The 17,229-nt window shown below is 71.0% G+C and carries 16 protein-coding genes and 1 pseudogene; 4 read left to right on the top strand and 13 right to left on the bottom strand.

Annotated elements, in window-relative coordinates; genetic code table 11:
* Position 1: 1 nt before the first annotated feature.
* Together IF78_RS0130945 and IF78_RS0130940 are read right to left on the bottom strand one after the other, a co-directional pair.
* On the bottom strand, positions 2-2,185 hold the full coding sequence (locus tag IF78_RS0130945) for a serine/threonine-protein kinase (protein ID WP_031481739.1): 2,184 nt from the start codon (positions 2,183-2,185) through the stop codon (positions 2-4).
* A 93-nt stretch (positions 2,186-2,278) separates the two neighbouring features.
* Positions 2,279-3,583, bottom strand: coding sequence for a DUF6986 family protein (locus IF78_RS0130940; RefSeq protein ID WP_031481737.1), 1,305 nt, complete (start codon positions 3,581-3,583; stop codon positions 2,279-2,281).
* A gap of 205 nt (positions 3,584-3,788) precedes the next feature.
* Here IF78_RS0130940 and IF78_RS44030 point away from each other — a divergent pair.
* Positions 3,789-4,698: pseudogene (locus IF78_RS44030) on the top strand (endonuclease/exonuclease/phosphatase family protein).
* 58 nt (positions 4,699-4,756) lie between these two features.
* On the opposite strand, the gene IF78_RS0130930 reads toward IF78_RS44030, so the two are convergent.
* From IF78_RS0130930 to IF78_RS0130915, 4 genes are all read right to left on the bottom strand, one after another.
* Positions 4,757-5,719: an electron transfer flavoprotein subunit alpha/FixB family protein gene (locus tag IF78_RS0130930; protein ID WP_031481735.1), complete on the bottom strand. Its 963-nt coding sequence runs from the start codon at positions 5,717-5,719 to the stop codon at positions 4,757-4,759.
* Between the two features lie 73 nt (positions 5,720-5,792).
* The gene (locus IF78_RS0130925; protein ID WP_031481733.1) at positions 5,793-6,581 is read right to left on the bottom strand and encodes an electron transfer flavoprotein subunit beta/FixA family protein; all 789 of its coding nucleotides are present in this window, start codon (positions 6,579-6,581) and stop codon (positions 5,793-5,795) included.
* A 242-nt stretch (positions 6,582-6,823) separates the two neighbouring features.
* Positions 6,824-7,333 carry a flavin reductase family protein gene (locus tag IF78_RS0130920; protein ID WP_031481731.1) on the bottom strand — a complete coding sequence of 170 codons (510 nt, stop codon included), beginning with the start codon at positions 7,331-7,333 and terminating at the stop codon, positions 6,824-6,826.
* Positions 7,334-7,542: 209 nt separating this feature from the next.
* A complete protein-coding gene (locus IF78_RS0130915) occupies positions 7,543-7,956 on the bottom strand; it encodes a TlpA family protein disulfide reductase (protein ID WP_031481729.1) in 414 nt (137 codons plus the stop codon).
* 76 nt (positions 7,957-8,032) lie between these two features.
* On the opposite strand from IF78_RS0130915, the gene IF78_RS0130910 reads away from it, so the two are divergent.
* The 3 genes from IF78_RS0130910 to IF78_RS0130900 all read left to right on the top strand — a co-directional run bounded on the left by IF78_RS0130910 (position 8,033) and on the right by IF78_RS0130900 (position 10,525).
* Positions 8,033-8,449: a DUF4395 domain-containing protein gene (locus IF78_RS0130910; RefSeq protein ID WP_031481727.1), complete on the top strand. Its 417-nt coding sequence runs from the start codon at positions 8,033-8,035 to the stop codon at positions 8,447-8,449.
* 190 nt (positions 8,450-8,639) lie between these two features.
* A complete protein-coding gene (locus IF78_RS0130905; protein WP_031481725.1) occupies positions 8,640-9,368 on the top strand; it encodes a lysophospholipid acyltransferase family protein in 729 nt (242 codons plus the stop codon).
* A gap of 125 nt (positions 9,369-9,493) precedes the next feature.
* Positions 9,494-10,525: a hypothetical protein gene (locus tag IF78_RS0130900; RefSeq protein ID WP_031481723.1), complete on the top strand. Its 1,032-nt coding sequence runs from the start codon at positions 9,494-9,496 to the stop codon at positions 10,523-10,525.
* 18 nt (positions 10,526-10,543) lie between these two features.
* Here the strand turns inward: IF78_RS0130900 and IF78_RS0130895 are convergent, their stop codons facing one another.
* The 7 genes from IF78_RS0130895 to IF78_RS0130865 all read right to left on the bottom strand — a co-directional run bounded on the left by IF78_RS0130895 (position 10,544) and on the right by IF78_RS0130865 (position 17,219).
* Positions 10,544-11,749 (bottom strand): hypothetical protein, encoded by a 1,206-nt coding sequence (locus IF78_RS0130895; protein WP_031481721.1) that lies wholly within the window; start codon positions 11,747-11,749, stop codon positions 10,544-10,546.
* A gap of 26 nt (positions 11,750-11,775) precedes the next feature.
* The gene (locus IF78_RS0130890) at positions 11,776-12,480 is read right to left on the bottom strand and encodes a B3/B4 domain-containing protein (RefSeq protein WP_031481719.1); all 705 of its coding nucleotides are present in this window, start codon (positions 12,478-12,480) and stop codon (positions 11,776-11,778) included.
* 9 nt (positions 12,481-12,489) lie between these two features.
* Positions 12,490-13,083, bottom strand: coding sequence for a transglutaminase-like domain-containing protein (locus IF78_RS0130885; protein ID WP_031481717.1), 594 nt, complete (start codon positions 13,081-13,083; stop codon positions 12,490-12,492).
* A 61-nt stretch (positions 13,084-13,144) separates the two neighbouring features.
* Entirely contained in the window at positions 13,145-13,831 is a 687-nt protein-coding gene (locus tag IF78_RS0130880; protein WP_031481715.1) for a haloacid dehalogenase type II, read from the bottom strand.
* 132 nt (positions 13,832-13,963) lie between these two features.
* The gene (locus IF78_RS0130875; protein ID WP_031481713.1) at positions 13,964-15,034 is read right to left on the bottom strand and encodes a threonine aldolase family protein; all 1,071 of its coding nucleotides are present in this window, start codon (positions 15,032-15,034) and stop codon (positions 13,964-13,966) included.
* A complete protein-coding gene (locus IF78_RS0130870) occupies positions 15,031-15,780 on the bottom strand; it encodes an SDR family NAD(P)-dependent oxidoreductase (protein ID WP_031481711.1) in 750 nt (249 codons plus the stop codon). The genes IF78_RS0130875 and IF78_RS0130870 overlap by 4 nt, the downstream gene beginning before the upstream one ends.
* Positions 15,781-15,821: 41 nt before the next feature.
* Positions 15,822-17,219: a DUF6421 family protein gene (locus IF78_RS0130865; RefSeq protein WP_031481709.1), complete on the bottom strand. Its 1,398-nt coding sequence runs from the start codon at positions 17,217-17,219 to the stop codon at positions 15,822-15,824.
* Positions 17,220-17,229: the final 10 nt, after the last annotated feature.

Raw genomic sequence — 17,229 nt, 5'->3', positions numbered from 1 at the left:
GTCAGCAGACCGGAAGCCCGGGCACCGGCTCGTCGTTGTTGCCGCCCTCGATGTAGACGTCGCTGACGAAGACATTGGTGTTGCCGCTGTCGTCGTCCGTCTTGGCCCACCAAACGTTGGTCCATTCGCCGGAGGTCTCGCGGCGGCCCAGATTCTGCTGGCAGTAGAAATAGTTGGTGCCCACGTTGAGAATGCCGACCTCGGCGCCGGAGGCGGTGTACGACTTGGCCTGTTTCCAGACCTGGCAGTTGTACTTGCCGCCGCCGATGGAGTGACAGACCGGTGCCTGGGTGGTGGTGCCGCCCCCGCCCGTCGTGCCGCCGCCGGAGGTTCCTCCGCCGCCGGTCGTGCCTCCGTCGCCTGAACCGCCGCCCGTGGTGCCTCCGTTGGTGCCGCCGCCCGAGGTCCTGGTCGGCGACGCGGTGGGCCGGTCGGTGGGCCCGGTATCCGCCGAGCGGCTCGGTGTCCTGGTCGCGCTGGGGTTCTTCTCGTCGTCGCCCTTCTCGGTGAGACCCGATTCGCCCGAGCGGTCGGCGTCGGGGCTGCCGGTCCGCGGAGCGTTGGCGTCCGAGGAGGTGGCGGACGACGATGTCGCCCGTGCCTCGTCCTTGCTGTCGCCCGTGTCGTTCACCAGGGCCACCGTGGTCCCGGCCGCCGCGAGGACGACGGTGACGGCCACGGCGGCGAGCAGGGCTCGGCCCTTGCGCCGGGTGGGCGTGTCGGACGACGTGGTCATCGGGCCGGTGGGGGCCGAGTCGTACGGCGACGGGGTGGGGCCGCCGTAGCCGTGCGGGGGTTGGCCGGACGGCACTGGCGCACCGCCGTACGGTGCGGGAGCCGCATGTCCGGGGGCGCCGGGTGCGGGTCCGGGTGGGGCGGAGTGGCCGTGTGCGGCTGGAGCGGGGTGGCCGTGGCCGGCCTGGCCGACTGCGCCGAAGTTCCGGGCCGGCGGCGTGCCCTGACCAGGGGTCGCGGGGCCTTGCACTCCTGCCGCGCCCTGTCCCGCAGGTCCTTGCGGCCCCGGAGCACCCTGGCCCTCGGGCCCGAAGTGCGGCGCCCCGGGCACACCTGAGGCGGGAACGCCCTGCCCTGGCACGGCGAAGCCCTGAGCCCCCGGCGTGCCCTGGCCCTGGCCGCCGTATGCCTGCCCGGCTGGTCCCGTCGGGTGCCCGGGGAGTCCCGTCGGCGCGGCTGACGCGGGTCCCTGTCCATCCGCCGCCGTGGGTCCGAGCCCCTGTTGCGCCGATGCGGCTCGGCGCTCCGTCTCCTCCGGCACAGGCCCGGCGCCCGCCGCCCCCCGCAGCGCCGCCGTCGGCGAGTCCGTGCCGCCCGAGTCCGCGACTGCTTGGAGGAGTTGCCGCGCCTCGTCGGCCTCGGGACGGGACTCGGGCCGCTTGTCCATGAGCCGCTGGAGGACGGGGGCGAGGGGCCCGGCGTTGCGTGGCTCCGGCAGGGGCTCGGTGACGATCGCGGTGAGCGTGGAGAAGGTCGACGTACGGCGGAAGGGCGCGGAGCCCTCCACCGCCGCGTACAGCGTGGCGCCCAGGGCCCAGACGTCGGAGGAGGGACCCGGATCGGCGCCCTGGGCGCGCTCGGGGGCCATGTAGTCCAGGGAGCCGACGAGATGGCCGGTGCGGGTCAGATGGGTGGCCGAGCCGTCGCCGGGGTCGTCCATCGTCGCGATGCCGAAGTCGGTGAGCACGACGCGGCCGGAGCTCTCGAGCAGGATGTTGCCCGGCTTGACGTCACGGTGCAGGACGCCGGCGCGGTGGGCGGCCGCCAGCGCGTCCATGACCTTGGCGCCGATCCCGGCCGCCTCGCGCGGGCCGAGCGGGCCGCTCCCCCGCAGCACTCTCTCCAGGGAGGGGCCGTCGACCAGCTCCATGACGATCAGCGGGCGTCCGTCGACCTCGGTGACGTCGTGAATCGCCACGACGCCGGGGTGCCGAACCCTGGCCGCCGCACGGGCCTCGCGCTGCATCCGCAGCCGCAGGTCCGCGAGTTCGGGACCGTCGGCGTCGCTGTAGGTGCGCAGTTCCTTGACGGCGACCTCGCGGCCGAGGACCTCGTCGACGGCCTTCCAGACCACGCCCATGCCGCCGCGCCCGAGCTGCGACACGACGCGGTAGCGGCCGGCCAGCAGCCGGCCGGCCGCGTCCGGCTGTCCGTTCTCCCCCGATGACACCGCTGCCCCGTTCCTGTGACACGTCAATGCGTCCGTACAGAGTAAGGGTCAGCGGTGACAACACCAGCCGGTGGTGGGCCCTGTGAAGGTCCGCTACTTGGCGGAGGCCGTCAGGTCACCGCGCCGGGGCGCCGCGAAGCCCTCCAGATCGACGCGGGTCAGACCGGCCAGCCGGGCGACCTCGGCGATGTCGAGGGCGCCGCAGTCCAGGCCGCGCAGCAGGTAGCCGCTGAGGGCCTTGGCGGTGGCGGGCTCGTCCATGACGTCGCCGCCGGTCCGGTTGGCGTACCGGGCGAGACGGGCCGCGGCCTGCTCGAAACCTTCACGGTAGAAGGCGAAGACCGCCGCATAGCGGGTGGGGATGTGGCCGGGGTGCATGTCCCAGCCCTGGTAGTAGGCGCGGGCGAGCGCCCGCCGCGTCAGGCCGTAGTGCAGTCGCCAGGCGTCGTGGACCTTTTCGGTCGTACCGACCGGCAGGATGTTCGTCGAGCCGTCCGAGACGCGTACGCCGGTGCCGGCCGCCGCGACCTGCATGATCGCCTTGGCGTGGTCGGCGGACGGATGGTCGCTTGCCTGGTATGCGGCGGAGACTCCGAGGCAGGCGCTGTAGTCGAAGGTGCCGTAGTGCAGGCCCGTGGCGCGGCCCTCGGCGGCCTGGATCATGCGGGCCACGGTCGCCGTGCCGTCGGTGGCGAGGATGGACTGGCTGGTCTCGATCTGGATCTCGAAGCCGATCCGGCCGGGCTCCAGCCCCCGCGCCTTCTCGAACTCCTCCAGCAGCCGCACCATCGCGGTGACCTGCTCGGGGTACGTCACCTTCGGCAGGGTGAGCACCAGCCCGTCGGGCAGGCCGCCGGCCTCCATCAGGCCGGTGAGGAAGATGTCCAGGGTGCGGATGCCGCGGTCGCGTACCGGCGCCTCCATGCACTTCATGCGGATGCCCATGTACGGGGCCGCCGTGCCGTTCTCGTACGCCTGGGCGATCAGCCGCGCCGCGCGGGCGGCCGCCTCGTCCTCCTCGGCGTCCGGGCGGGGGCCGTAGCCGTCCTCGAAGTCGACGCGCAGGTCCTCGACGGGCTCGCGCTCCAGCTTGGCGCGCACGCGCGCGTGGACGGGCTCGGCGAGCTCGTCGGACAGGCCGAGGACGGCGGCGAAGGAGGCGGCGTCCGGGGCGTGTTCGTCGAGGAGCGCGAGTGCCTGGTCGCCCCAGGAGCGGATCGTGTCGGCGGCGAAGACGTCTCCGGGGACGTAGACCGTGTGGACGGGCTGGCGGGTGCCGGGGTCTCCGGGGTAGCGGCGCTCCAGCTCGGCGTCGACCGGCGCGAGGGAGGCGCTGATCTCCTCGCTGACGGCGCCCGCGAGGCTCGTCGCCACCTTCTCCTGCTGGCCCTGACCCATTCCCACACCCTCCTGATTTCCACTATACGGAATCAACAATCCGTAGAATGAAGTTATCCGGGGACCTTCCGACTGGTCAACACCATGTCCACGGGGAGTCACTCCCCCATCTCGCCATGTTCACGCCCAACTCAGGACGCGGTATCACACTCCCATACGCACGCCCCGCACGACTCGTCCGGCAGTTCCCACCGAAGGAGCCTCAGTGCCGAACCACAGCCGAGTCACGCGCCGTCTGGGCCTCAAGGCCGCGCTGGCCGCGGCGGTCACCGCGCCCCTCTCCAGTACAGCACTGCCCACGTCCTCCGCCTCGGCGGGCGAACGCCCGGCCCGCCGCCACCTGCAGGTCATGTCCTTCAACCTGCGCTTCGCGAGCACCACCGAACCCAACAGCTGGACCGTGCGCAGACCGGTGATGCGCGAGTTGCTGCGCCGTGAGGCCCCGCACGTCATCGGCACCCAGGAGGGCATTTTCTCCCAGCTGCTCGACATCGACTCCGATCTCGGTCGGCACTACGACTGGCTGGGCACCGGACGGCTGCACGGCAGCCGCGACGAGTCCATGGCGGTCTTCTACGACACCCGTCGCCTGCGTCCGACCGAGTACGACCACTTCTGGCTCTCCGACACCCCGGACGTGATCGGCTCCAACACCTGGGGCGCCGCCTTCGCCCGTATGGTCACCTGGGTCCGGTTCCGCGATCTGGCCGACGGCGCACGGGAGTTCTACGTCCTCAACACCCACTTCGACCATGTCGGCCAGTACGCGCGCGAGCGCAGCGCCAAGCTCATCGCCGAGCGCGTCGCCGGCTTCGACCGCTCCCTGCCGGTCCTGGTGACCGGGGACTTCAATGTCGCCGCCCACAAGAACATGGTGTACGACACTCTGCTCGCCGCCGGCCTCGTCGACACCTGGGACACCGCGGCCGAGCGCAGCGCGCTGTACGCCACCTTCCACGGCTACAAACCGCTGACGCCGAACGGCGACCGCATCGACTGGATCCTGAGCACGCCCGGGGTCACCACGCACCGGGCTGCGATCAACACGTACGCCCGAGAACGGCCAGTTCCCGAGCGACCATCTGCCCGTACAGGCGTCCCTGACCCTGGGATGACACGAGGCCCCCGGGACCGTCGGCACGGTCTCGGGGGCCTCGTTGCGCCTGTGCGGGATCAGCCCTTGCGAGCCTTGATCTCCTCGGTCAGGGCCGGGACGACGTCGAAGAGGTCGCCGACGACGCCGTAGTCGACCAGCTCGAAGATCGGGGCCTCGGCGTCCTTGTTGATCGCCACGATCGTCTTCGAGGTCTGCATACCGGCACGGTGCTGGATCGCACCGGAGATGCCGGAGGCGATGTACAGCTGCGGCGAGACCGACTTACCGGTCTGGCCGACCTGGTTGGTGTGCGGGTACCAGCCGGCGTCCACCGCGGCACGCGAGGCACCGACGGCCGCGCCGAGGGAGTCGGCGAGCGCCTCGATGATCGCGAAGTTCTCCGCGCCGTTGACGCCACGGCCACCGGAGACCACGATCGCGGCCTCGGTCAGCTCCGGACGCCCGGTCGACTCACGCGGCGTGCGCGCGGTCACCTTGGTGCCGGTGGCCTGGGCGGAGAAGGTCACGGCGAGGGCCTCGACCGCGCCGGCGGCCGGGGCGGCCTCCACAGCGGCCGAGTTCGGCTTGACCGTGATGACCGGGGTGCCCTTGGAGACACGGGACTTGGTGGTGAAGGACGCGGCGAACACCGACTGGGTGGCCACCGGGCCCTCGTCGCCGGCCTCGAGGTCGACGGCGTCGGTGATGATGCCGGAGCCGATGCGCAGCGCCAGACGCGCGGCGATCTCCTTGCCCTCGGCGGAGGACGGCACCAGCACGGCGGCCGGGGAGACGGCCTCGACGGCGGCCTGGAGGGCGTCGACCTTCGGGACGACCAGGTAGTCGGCGTACTCAGCAGCCTCGTGGGTGAGGACCTTGACGGCGCCGTGCTCGGCGAGGATCGCGGCGGTGTCGGCGGCGCCGTTGCCCAGCGCGACGGCGACCGGCTCGCCGACGCGGCGGGCCAGGGTCAGCAGCTCCAGGGTGGGCTTGCGGACGGCACCGTCCACGTGGTCGACGTAGACGAGAACTTCAGCCATGGGATTGCTCTCCTGCGGATTGCGAAGTCTGAGGGGCGGAAGGGGAGTTGAGACTCAAGCGGGCCAGTGGGCCTTAGATGAACTTCTGGCTCGCGAGGAACTCGGCGAGCTGCTTGCCGCCCTCGCCCTCGTCCTTGACGATCGTGCCGGCGGTGCGCGCCGGACGCTCGGCCGCGACGTCCACGACGGTGTAGGCACCCTCGAGACCGACCTCCTCGGCCTCGATGTCCAGGTCGGACAGGTCCCAGGACTCCACCGGCTTCTTCTTGGCGGCCATGATGCCCTTGAAGGACGGGTAGCGCGCCTCGCCCGACTGGTCGGTGACCGACACGACGGCCGGCAGGGAGGCCTCGAGCTGCTCGGAGGCGGCGTCGCCGTCCCGGCGGCCCTTGACCGTGCCGTCCTCGACGGAGACCTCGGACAGCAGGGTGACCTGCGGGACGCCCAGGCGCTCGGCCAGCAGGGCCGGTACGACGCCCATGGTGCCGTCGGTGGAGGCCATGCCGGAGATCACCAGGTCGTAACCGGCCTTCTCGATCGCCTTGGCCAGCACCAGCGAGGTGCCCAGCGCGTCGGTGCCGTGCAGGTCGTCGTCCTCGACGTGGATGGCCTTGTCGGCGCCCATGGACAGCGCCTTGCGCAGTGCGTCCTTGGCGTCCTCGGGGCCCACCGTCAGGACGGTGATCTCCACGTCGTCGTCGGAGTTCTCGGAGATCTGCAGCGCCTGCTCGACCGCGTACTCGTCGAGCTCGGAGAGCAGACCGTCCACGTCGTCCCGGTCGACGGTCAGGTCATCGGCGAAGTGCCGGTCGCCAGTGGCGTCGGGCACGTACTTCACAGTGACAACGATCCTCAAGCTCACGCCGGCTCTCCTACTGCGTCGACATTTCTCTGCTGCCTACTTGCAGGCAGCATAGGCGCCCCAAGTGGCCGATCCCGCTCGGGGCGACCGGCGCTCCGAGCGAAATATTACTCGTCAGTACATCCAGTTCGTGCCCGCTAAGCAAGCGCTTTGAACTGTGACCTTTGCAACGCAGCGTAATCGGATTCCGACGGCTTCGCAGAACGGCTCAGAGGCTGATCGGTCACATCGGCCCGGTGAGGTCAGTCACGCAGGCCACTGAACCGGCCCTGGTGGTACAGGAGTGGACGGCCGGGACCGGTGGGGTCGCCGAGGACGACCTCGGCCAGCACGATGCGGTGATCGCCCGCGGGCACGCGCGCCGCGACCCGGCACACCATCCAGGCCAGGACGTCATCCAGGAGGGGGACGCCCTCGGGGCCCTCACGCCATGCCGTGGGCGGGCCGAAGCGGTCGGCGCCGCTGCGGGCGAAGGTGGCGGCCAGCTCTTGTTGGTGCTCGCCGAGGATGTGGACGCCGACATGGTCCGTTCCGGCTATCGCGGGCCAGCTGGAGGCACCGGTGCCGATGCCGAAGGAGAGCATCGGGGGCTCGGCGGAGACGGAGGTGAGGGAGGTGGCGGTGAAGCCGACCGGGCCCGCCTCACCTCGGGCGGTGATCACGGCCACTCCGGCGGCATGGCGGCGGAAGACGGAGCGGAGCAGATCGGGAGAGGCGAGCTGGGCTGTGCCGAGGTCGGACGTGGCCGTCATGGAGTTGTCCTTCTGCGAGGGGAGGCGTGCGGACCGGTGACTGCTCAACAGCCCGGACAGCGCGCGCTCGCGGTGCGGGCCAGGTCGACATGGGCCCGTCCGAAGAGAAGGAGTTCCTCTGGCATACGGTCAGGCTGACGATAGGTGGTGCACACAGTCAAGTACGTCCCGCGATGTGGGAGATGACTCACCCTCGGCATCACGGGCTCTCAGACCGCCTCGCCCAGCGCCGCGATGACGTCGGCCTTGCGTGGCTGACCGGTGGCCCGCCGTACGACGTTGCCGCCCGCGTCGAGGACGAGCACGGTCGGCGTCTTGAGGATGTCGAGCCGGCGCACGAGGTCCAGATTGTCCTCGGCGTCGATCTCTACGTGGGTCACGCCCGGAACCATGCCGGCGACCTCGACGAGCACACGCCGGGTGGCCCGGCAGGGCGCGCAGAACGCGCTGGAGAACTGCACGAGCGTGGCACGCTCGCCCAGTTCCTCCCCCAACTGGGCCGCCCCGAGCCGCTTTCCGTCGTCGCGCCCGCGCACCCGTACTCTCCCGCTCCGCCGCCGCTGCAGCACTCCGTAGGCGCTCGCCGCCGCGAGCACCACCACGCACACCACCAGTCCGGTCATCACCTGCTCAAGCATTCACGAGACTGCAAAGATTCCCGACTCCCCGGAAGCCTTTCCATTGCGGAATGCTTGATTCATGGACATCGATGTGAGGGGGCCGCGCTTCGGCGCGGCCGTGACAACCCTGGTGCTCGCGATCGTGCTGGTCACCGGGAGCGCCTGGCTGCTGGCCTGGCAGACGCTGGCCTTCGCGCTGGGCGCGGCGGGCGGGGTGTCCCGTTCGCCGTACGGCTGGCTGTTCCGCAAGGCCGTACGTCCCCGGATCGGGCCGCCGACCGAGTTCGAGGCGCCGCAGCCGCCGCGGTTCGCCCAGGCGGTGGGGCTGGGCTTCGCGGGCCTGGGGCTGGTCGGCTACACGCTGGGGCCGATCTGGCTGGGGCTCGCCGCGACCGGCGCCGCGCTCGCGGCGGCTTTCCTCAACGCCGTCTTCGGGTACTGCCTGGGGTGCGAGATGTACCTGCTCCTGCGGCGGGTGACGGTGCGCGCCGAGTAAAGGCGGCGCGCCGGAATCCGGGGTGGACCATTGCGCCGACGTGACGAGGATCTCGCCCTTCTCAGGCACTTGGGCTTGGCCCTCGGCCGTTCTTGGGGCACGATCTGCGACATGCCGTAAACCTACGGCTGCGTAACTTTCCCACTGGGAGCCTCCTTCCCAGGCAAAGAAGGAAGGGTCCATCTCGTCCATGGCCGAGCTTGTTTACCGTCCCGTCGTCGGTTTCGCCCAGACATTGTTCAAGGTGTGGGACCTCAAGATCGACTGCAAGGGGTCGGAGAACATTCCGCGCTCGGGCGGCGCTGTGCTGGTGAGCAACCACATCAGCTATCTGGACTTCGTCTTCAACGGGCTGGCGGCGCTCCCGCAGAAACGTCTCGTTCGCTTCATGGCGAAGGAGTCCGTCTTCCGGCACAGAATTTCGGGCCCGCTGATGCGCGGGATGAAGCACATTCCCGTGGACCGCAAGCAGGGTGAGGCGGCGTACGCCCACGCGCTGGACTCGCTGCGGTCCGGCGAGGTCGTCGGGGTCTTCCCGGAGGCCACCATCTCGCAGTCCTTCACGCTCAAGGGCTTCAAGTCGGGCGCCGCGCGGCTGGCCCAGGAGGCGGGCGTGCCGCTGATCCCGATGGCCGTGTGGGGCACGCAGCGGCTGTGGACCAAGGGGCACCCGCGCAACTTCAAGCGCAGCCACATCCCGGTCACGATCCGGGTCGGCGAGGCGATCGAGGCGTCCAAGGACAAGTACGCGGGCGCGATCACCCGCCAGCTGCGCGAGCGCGTCCAGGAGCTCCTGGAGGCCGCGCAGCGGGCGTATCCCGTACGGCCGAAGGACGCCAACGACACCTGGTGGATGCCGGCCCATCTCGGAGGCACGGCGCCGACGCCGGAGCAGGTGCGCGAGACCGAGGCCCGCTGACACCCCCCGCTCCGTTCCCCCGCGGCCAGCCGATAGGGTCCGGGCCGTAACCGGCCGGGTGTCCGAAGCCCTGATGGCGGCTGTCGGCCCGGTGATGACGGGCGGACGCGCTACGGGGGCGAGGAATGCGGCGCTGGATCAAGGTGTCGGTGACGGCTGCGGTCGTGCTGGGGCTGGGCGGCTGGATCGCCACGCCGTACGTGCAGGACTGGTGGCTGCTGCGCACGGCCTGCGACGGTGCCCTGCCCGTCGACGCGGTGCGGGAACTCGGTCGCAACGGCGACCAGTTCAAGGATGCCGCGTCCGCGTCCCACGAGGGACTCGGCGACTCCAGCTGCTCGCTCGGCTTCGAGGGCGACGAGCTGGACGACGAGCGGTTGCTGTCGCTGGAGGCGTACACCCGGCGGGACGACCAGGACCGGGAGTACTGGACGGCCTTCCCCGAGACGGGGTTCGCCCCCATCGCGCCCATGCCCGACGGAATGCCGGGCTTCATCGACCGGCGCGGCGGTCTGCAGTTCCTGGTGTCCTGCCCGGAGCTGGGGAACGACGACGAGGGTCGGCAGCGCAAGCTGCTGGTGCGCACCCGGCTGAGCTGGGACGCCTTGTGGGGCACGCCGGCCGCCTACGAGACGGCGGTGGCGCTCACCAATTCCGCCTCCGACCGGCTCGGTTGTGGCGCGGAGCCGCTGAAGGCGCCGGGCGGGGACGCCGCGCCGGTGGACCCGGAGGAGGACCCGAGGACGGTGTCGCTCGACGCGGCCGGTGGCACCGGATGCGGATGGGCGGCGGACGCCGGGGCGCTGGAGGCATCGCCGTGGCGGGTGGCGGTGCTGATGAACGACGCCGCCCCGGCAGGGCGCTGCGACCTGTACACACGGGACGCCGACTCCGGCGAGATGGAGAGGCAGCTGTCGTTCGCCGCCTGGTACGGCGACTGGAGCAACCGTGTGGTCGCCGAGCTGGAGGACAGTTGGCCGGACGCCCGTACACGTACGGCGACGGCCCGTTGTGACGGCGAGGCGGCCAACTTCGCGCTGAGCGCCGACGAGGACATCCCCGGCGTCGGCGAGCCCGAGAAGCGGAAGCTGCTCGCGGACTTCGCTCGGGCGCAGGTCGGGCAGCGGGGCTGCACGGACCTGCGGCTCAGCCGCTGAGTGAGCCGAGGCCGCCGACTACAACGTCAGCCAGAGCGCCCGGACATACCAGTCGTCGATGATCTGCCGCAGCTCCGCGGCACGCTCCGGCGGCACGTTCCGGGCCTTCGTCCACGCGTCCAGGGCGGTGAACAGCTGGCGCCGTCCGTCCATCAGATCCCCCCGCACCGGCCCGGAGACCGGCCGATCGGCGATGTCCCCCATCGGCGGCCGGCTGCTCACCTGCCCCGTGGCCGCCCGGTAGGCGCCGCGGGTGTGCTGCCGTACGGCCCTGTCGAAGGCCGTGAGGTCGGGGATCGTGCCGTCCCGGGTATAGAGCGCCCGGCGGTTCATGAGCATGCCGACGCGGTCGGCGATGTCTTCCAGGTCGTGGTCGGGCCAGGTGGTGGCCGAGGTCAGGGTCCCGTCCTTCTCCCGCTCGGGGCGGAAGGCCGGGTCGGCGCCGTTGCGGGTGAGCCGTTCCAGGTAGTGCGCGAGGTAGGCGCGCTGGGCGTCGTAGAGGACGGCGAACGCCTCGGGGTCCTTGGCCAGTTCGCCGAACAGGTCCTCCGGGTCCGCCCGCACGGACGAGTAGGGCTTGACGTGCTCGAAGTCCGCGTGCGCCTCGCCGGGTGCGAGGAAGCGGCCGTAGGAGGTCCAGCCGTGCTCGTCGGGTGCGGCCGACGCGGCGTCCACGGCGGGGCCGTACGCCTCGCTGTCGGAGGTCAGATAACGGTTGGCGTCCACCACGTACTCGGCGAGGACACGGGCCACGCCGGGCGCCATCCCGGCGGGCACGTCCTCGTTCTCGAAGACGGCGACGACCGCGTAGGCGGCGCGGGCCTGGGCGAGGGTGTGGGGCCTTCCGGTGCCCGCGGCCCGGGTGGCCGCGTCGACGAGATCGCCGAGCACCTTGCCGTCGTCGCCGCACGGGTTCTCGTGAATCAGCAGCCCGCGCACGGCGTCGAAGCGGGCCAGGTCGTCGCCGGGGTCGAGGGCGCGGGTCGCGGCCGCCGGGTCCTTCGCGAGGGCGCGGGTCGACGCGGGGATCTCCTGGCAGGGGGCGTCCTCGGAGCTCGCCAGGACGATCGGCACGGCGGTGGCCGTCGCCAGCAGCGCGAGCGCCACGGCCGAGGTGAGCAGCCAGTGCCTCCCGAGCCAGTGACCGCGCAGCCGGGCGAGAGGTGGTGGCAGCCGCTCGTCGCCGGTGGTCGTTGCCTTGTCGTCGAGTCCCCCGTCATGCATGCCCGGAGACTAACGACCGCGCCGGATCAGTCCCGCACCGGGTCGGCCGCGTGCACCTCGATGCGCGCTCCGGGGCTGAACTTCTCCAGCAATTCGGCGAGTTCGGCGCCCGCCGCCTCGACCTCGGCCACCGGCATCGGCGCGAGGCTCTCCAGCAGGAAGATGCCGGAGACGGTCTCCTCGGTGAGCCGGGTGCGCGGGCCCTGGCGCCAGTTCCAGCGGCGGCATGTCACACCCTGCTCGTCGCGCCACACCACCTCGCCGGCGTCGGGGTGCTCGACGACCTCCTCGCCGCCCGCGGCCGTCACGAACTCCTCGTCACCGGTCGCCCGCACGAGCCGCATCCCGCCGCGGATGCGGTCGATGTCCTCGCCGCCCACCGGGATCAGACGGGCGACGCTGATGGCGTTGTAGACGTCGACGAGCAGGTTGATCCGGGGCAGCCCGGCCGCCGACAGCGCCCTCTTCGCCAGCGCCTCCGCCGAGTTGCGGGTCCGCGACGGTTTCGATCCGAACGCCGTGTAGATCTCACGCCAGGCGGCCATGTGCGGGTCCTCGTGCGGGGCGCGCCCGTCCAGTCGTACGGCCAGACGGCGGGCCGCGTCGTCGAGGAGGGCCGAACTGGCCTCATTGCTCGGTCCGTTGACCAGGCCGTGCGCCTCGATCGCGACGTGTGTGAAGCCGGGCGCGAGGGCGCGCACCTCGTCGGACACGGTCAGGGAGAAGGTCATCGCCTCGCCTCAGAGTGCGGTGGGGAGCGTCTTCCACAGGTGGGGCCGGTCCGGGGCGGCTTTGAGGGCGCTCAGGACGACTGGGTGAGGTTCAGCGTACAGGACTGGATAGTCCAGCTCACTGGACTCCGGATCGGCCACGAACGCCAGCCGCTCGCCACCGAGGGAGAACTGGGCATCCACGCCCGGCTTGTTCCCGCGCGGATCCTGGCGATGCCAGGCCCCGTTGAACCGTACGGCGACCAGGCCGTGCACGACATGGCCGGCGCCGTCGTCGCCCGCCAGCCGCTGGTAGCACAGCCCCGTCGGGATGTCCTCGGCACGCAACAGCGCAGCCAGCGCGTGGGACTTGGCGTAGCAGATGCCGGTGCCCTGCTCCAGAACGTCGGAGGCGCGCCAGGTGACGCGCGGATCGCCCGAGTCCTGCGAGTGCGGGATGGTGTCACGTACGAACTCGAACGCCAGTCGCGCATAGGCATACGAGTCGACGGCCTGCGCGGCGAGGCGCGCCGATGCCTCACGCACCACGGGATGGCCGTGATCGATGACCTCGTCCGCAGCCAAGTACGCAGAGAGGTCAGGGTTGTTCTGGGTCAGCTCCATACTGGCAAAGCGTAGAAATCCGATCAGCCGAGCGTCAATTGTTTTTCGTCCAGCCGCATACCTATGCAGCCAATCGATCGGCTGGATCGGACAGACCGCGGGCGTGCAGGTCGAACCGGTCCTCGGGGGCGGGCGGGTCGCCGACGGGGCGGTCGACGTAAGCGGTCCGCAGACCGAGGCGCTGCGCGCCGCGCAGGTCCCAGGCGTGCGCGGCGACCATCAGCAACCGCTCCGGCGGGCGTCCGGATACGGTGACGGCCAACTGGTAGACCGCTGAATCCGGCTTGTAGGCCCGCGCGTCCTCGGCGGACAGGGCCTGGTGCCAGCGCAGTCCGGCGTTTGCGTTGAGCCCGAGCAGGGCGGTCCGGCTCGCGTTGGAGAGCCCTATCACCGGGTACCGCTCGGCGAGTCGGGCGAGCCCCGCCACACTGTCGGGCCAGGGCGGGAGCCGGCGGCCCGAGAGGGCCAGCGCCGCCACGGCGGCGGGGTCACCGGCCCCGGCGGCGTCGGCGACGAGCCGGGCGGCCTCCTGGTCGAGAACGTCGCTGGTGACGTAGGCACGGCTGCCGTCGAGGATGCGACGCTGCTCGCGCTCGATGTGCTGCTGCCACCGCACCAGAAGTCCTTCGACGGTGGAGTCGTCGAAGGACGGGCCGAGTTCCCGGATGCCGGCGCGCAGGCCGGCGGGTTCGTCGACGAGGGTGCCGAGCACGTCGAGGACCACGGCGTCGATGTCCGGCTGCGGCATGGGCGAGGCCTCCTCGGCCGAGCGGGGGCGTGGGAGTGGCTGTCGGCCGAACGCCTCGGAAGCCGTCGTGATTCCCGCACGCCCGTCCCGCCCGCGCCGTAGCCTCCCTGAGCGCCGCCTCCCCGCCTCCCGCTAGCGCGCCATCTCCTCCTTCAGCGCCGCCACGAACGCGTCCACGTCCTCCTCGGTCGTGTCGAACGCGCACATCCAGCGGACGACACCCGCAGCCTCGTCCCAGAAGTAGAAGCGGAACCTCTTCTGCAGGCGCTCGCTCACGTCGTGCGGGAGCTTGGCGAAGACGCCGTTGGCCTGCACCGGGTAGAGGATCTCCACGCCGTGGACGGCGCGTACGCCCTCCGCGAGCCGCTGGGCCATCTCGTTGGCGTGCCGAGCGTTGCGCAGCCACAGGTCCTTGGCGAGCAGGGCCTCCAACTGCACCGACACGAAGCGCATCTTGGAGGCGAGCTGCATGGACAGCTTGCGCAGATGCTTCATGTGGCTGACGGCGTCCTGGTTGAGGACGACGACCGCCTCGCCGAACAGGGCGCCGTTCTTGGTGCCGCCGAGGGAGAGGATGTCGACGCCGACCGCGTCGGTGAAGGTCCGCATCGGGACGTTCAGGGAAGCGGCCGCGTTCGCTATGCGGGAGCCGTCCAGGTGCACTTTCATGCCGTGCGCGTGGGCGTGGTCGCAGATCGCGCGGATCTCGTCCGGCGTGTAGAGGGTGCCGAGTTCGGTGCTCTGGGTGATCGAGACGACCTGCGGCATCGCGCGGTGCTCGTCCTCCCAGCCCCAGGCTTGCTTGTCGATCAGATCGGGGGTGAGCTTGCCGTCGGGGGTGGGCACCGCGAGCAGCTTCAGGCCGCCCATGCGCTCGGGCGCGCCGCCCTCGTCGACGTTGATGTGGGCGCTCTCGGCGCAGATCACCGCACCCCAGCGATCGGTGACCGCCTGGAGCGCGACGACGTTGGCGCCGGTGCCGTTGAAGACCGGGAACGCCTCCGCCGTGGCGCCGAAGTGGCTGCGGATGATCCGCTGGAGGTTCTCGGTGTACGCGTCCTCGCCGTAGGCGACCTGGTGCCCGCCGTTGGCCAGGGCCAGGGCGGCGAGCACCTCCGGGTGGGCGCCGGCGTAGTTGTCACTGGCGAAGCCGCGGACGTCCGGGTCGTGATGACGCCGGGCGTCGGTCTTCGGAGGGTTCACGGCTTCTCGGTCAGCCACAGGCGGTTTCCGTTCACTTCGGCGGCGGGCTTGTCCCAGACGCCGACGACGGCGTCGGCCAGGTCCTTGACGTCCGTGAAGCCCGCGAACTTCGCGTTGGGTCGCTCGGCGCGCATCGCGTCGTGCACCAGCGCCTTCACCACCAGGATGGCAGCCGCGGATGTCGGACCCTCGGCACCCCCGGCCTTGCGGAAGGCGTCGGCCAGGGCGAGCGTCCAGGCCTCGGCGGCGGCCTTGGCGGCCGCGTACGAGGCGTTGCCCGCGCTCGGCTTGGTGGCGCCGGCGGCGCTGATCAGCACATACCGGCCGCGCTCGCTGCGCTGGAGGGCTTCGAAGAAGGCGAGCGAGGTGTGCTGCACGGTGCGGATGAGCAGCAGCTCCAGGAAGTCCCAGTCGTCGAGGCTGGTCTTGATGAAGGTCTCGCTGCCGCGCCAGCCGCCCACGAGATGGACCAGGCCGTCGACGCGGCCGAAGTCCTTCTCGATGTGGTCGGCCCAGTCGCGGGTGGACTGCAGGTCCAGCAGATCCACCGTGTCACCGACGACCGTGGCGCCGCCGTGCGCGTAGCGGGCCGCGTCCACGGCCTCCGAGAGCCGCTCGGGATCGTTGTCGGACGCGACGACGGTCGCGCCGGCCTCGGCAAGCCGCAGGATGGCCGCCCGTCCGGCGGGTCCCCCCGCACCGGCCACCGCGATCACCGCACCGCTGAGAGCGCCGTTCCCCGCCATGTTCCTCGCCTCCTGAGCCGTGTTGCCGGTATCGCGGTCGCTCACGCGGCGACTCGCTCGGCGCTGTCCGCCGTGATGCCCCTGGTCGAGGCGATCACGTTCTTGAGCTTCTTGGACAGGGCCTCATAGAACATGCTCAGCGGAAACTCGTCCGGAAGCACGTCATCGACGAGCTTGCGCGGCGGCTGGGTCAGGTCCAGGGCGTCCGGGCCCTTGGCCCAGCGGGAGCCCGGGTGCGGAGGGAGGTAGGTGGAGACGAGCTCGTAGCCGGCGAACCAGTGGACGAGCTTGGGGCGGTCGATGCCGTCGCGGTACAGCTTCTCGATCTCGGCGCACAGCTGGTTGGTGACCTGCGGGGCACGGTCCCAGTCGATGTGCAGCTTGTTGTCGGTCCAGCGGAGCACGTCGTGCTTGTGCAGGTAGGCGAAGAGCAGCTGGCCGCCGAGGCCGTCGTAGTTGCGGACGCGCTCGCCGGTGACCGGGAAGCGGAACATGCGGTCGAAGAGCACGGCGTACTGCACGTCACGGGCCTGCGGGACGCCGTCCGCCTGCAGCTTCACGGCCTCCTTGAAGGCGGTTAGGTCGCAGCGCAGCTCTTCGAGGCCGTACATCCAGAACGGCTGGCGCTGCTTGATCATGAACGGGTCGAACGGCAGGTCGCCGTGGCTGTGGGTGCGGTCGTGGACCATGTCCCACAGCACGAACGCCTCCTCGCAGCGCTTCTGGTCGTGGACCATCGCCGCGATGTCCTCGGGCAGCTCGAGCCCCAGGATGTCGACGGCCGCGTCGGTGACGCGGCGGAAGCGGGCGGCCTCGCGGTCGCAGAAGATGCCGCCCCAGCTGAAGCGCTCCGGAGCCTCGCGCACGGCGATCGTCTCAGGGAAGAGCACGGCGGAGTTGGTGTCGTACCCGGCCGTGAAGTCCTCGAACTTGATGCCGCAGAACAGCGGGTTGTCGTAGCGGGTGCGCTCCAGTTCGGCCAGCCAGTCCGGCCAGACCATGCGCAGCACGACCGCCTCCAGGTTGCGGTCGGGGTTGCCGTTCTGCGTGTACATCGGGAAGACGACCAGGTGCTGGAGGCCGTCCGCGCGGTTCGCGGCGGGCTGGAAGGCCAGCAGCGAATCGAGGAAGTCGGGCACCTCGAAGCCGCCCTCGGCCCACCGGCTCAGGTCCTTCACCAGGGCCTGGTGGTACGCGGCATCGTGGGGAAGCAGCGAGGAGAGCTCCTCGACAGCCTCCACGACACGCCGTACGGCGGCCTCGGCGTCCGCGCGGGCGGGTGCGCCGTCGGCCTCGAAGTCGATCGAGCCGTCCTTGGACTGCCAGGGCCGGATCAGCTCCACGGCATCCTTGAGCACCGGCCACGCCGGGTGCTCGACCACCCTGGTCGCGGGAGGAATCCGCTCCTCCGTAGCCGTCTGCACAAGAATTTCCGTCATGTCCCATCCT

Origin of the sequence: Streptomyces bicolor (genome assembly GCF_000719285.1) — a bacterium.
GTDB lineage: Bacteria > Actinomycetota > Actinomycetes > Streptomycetales > Streptomycetaceae > Streptomyces > Streptomyces bicolor.
Note: the sequence above shows the minus strand (reverse complement) of the source record. Positions and strands in the feature narration are given on the sequence as shown.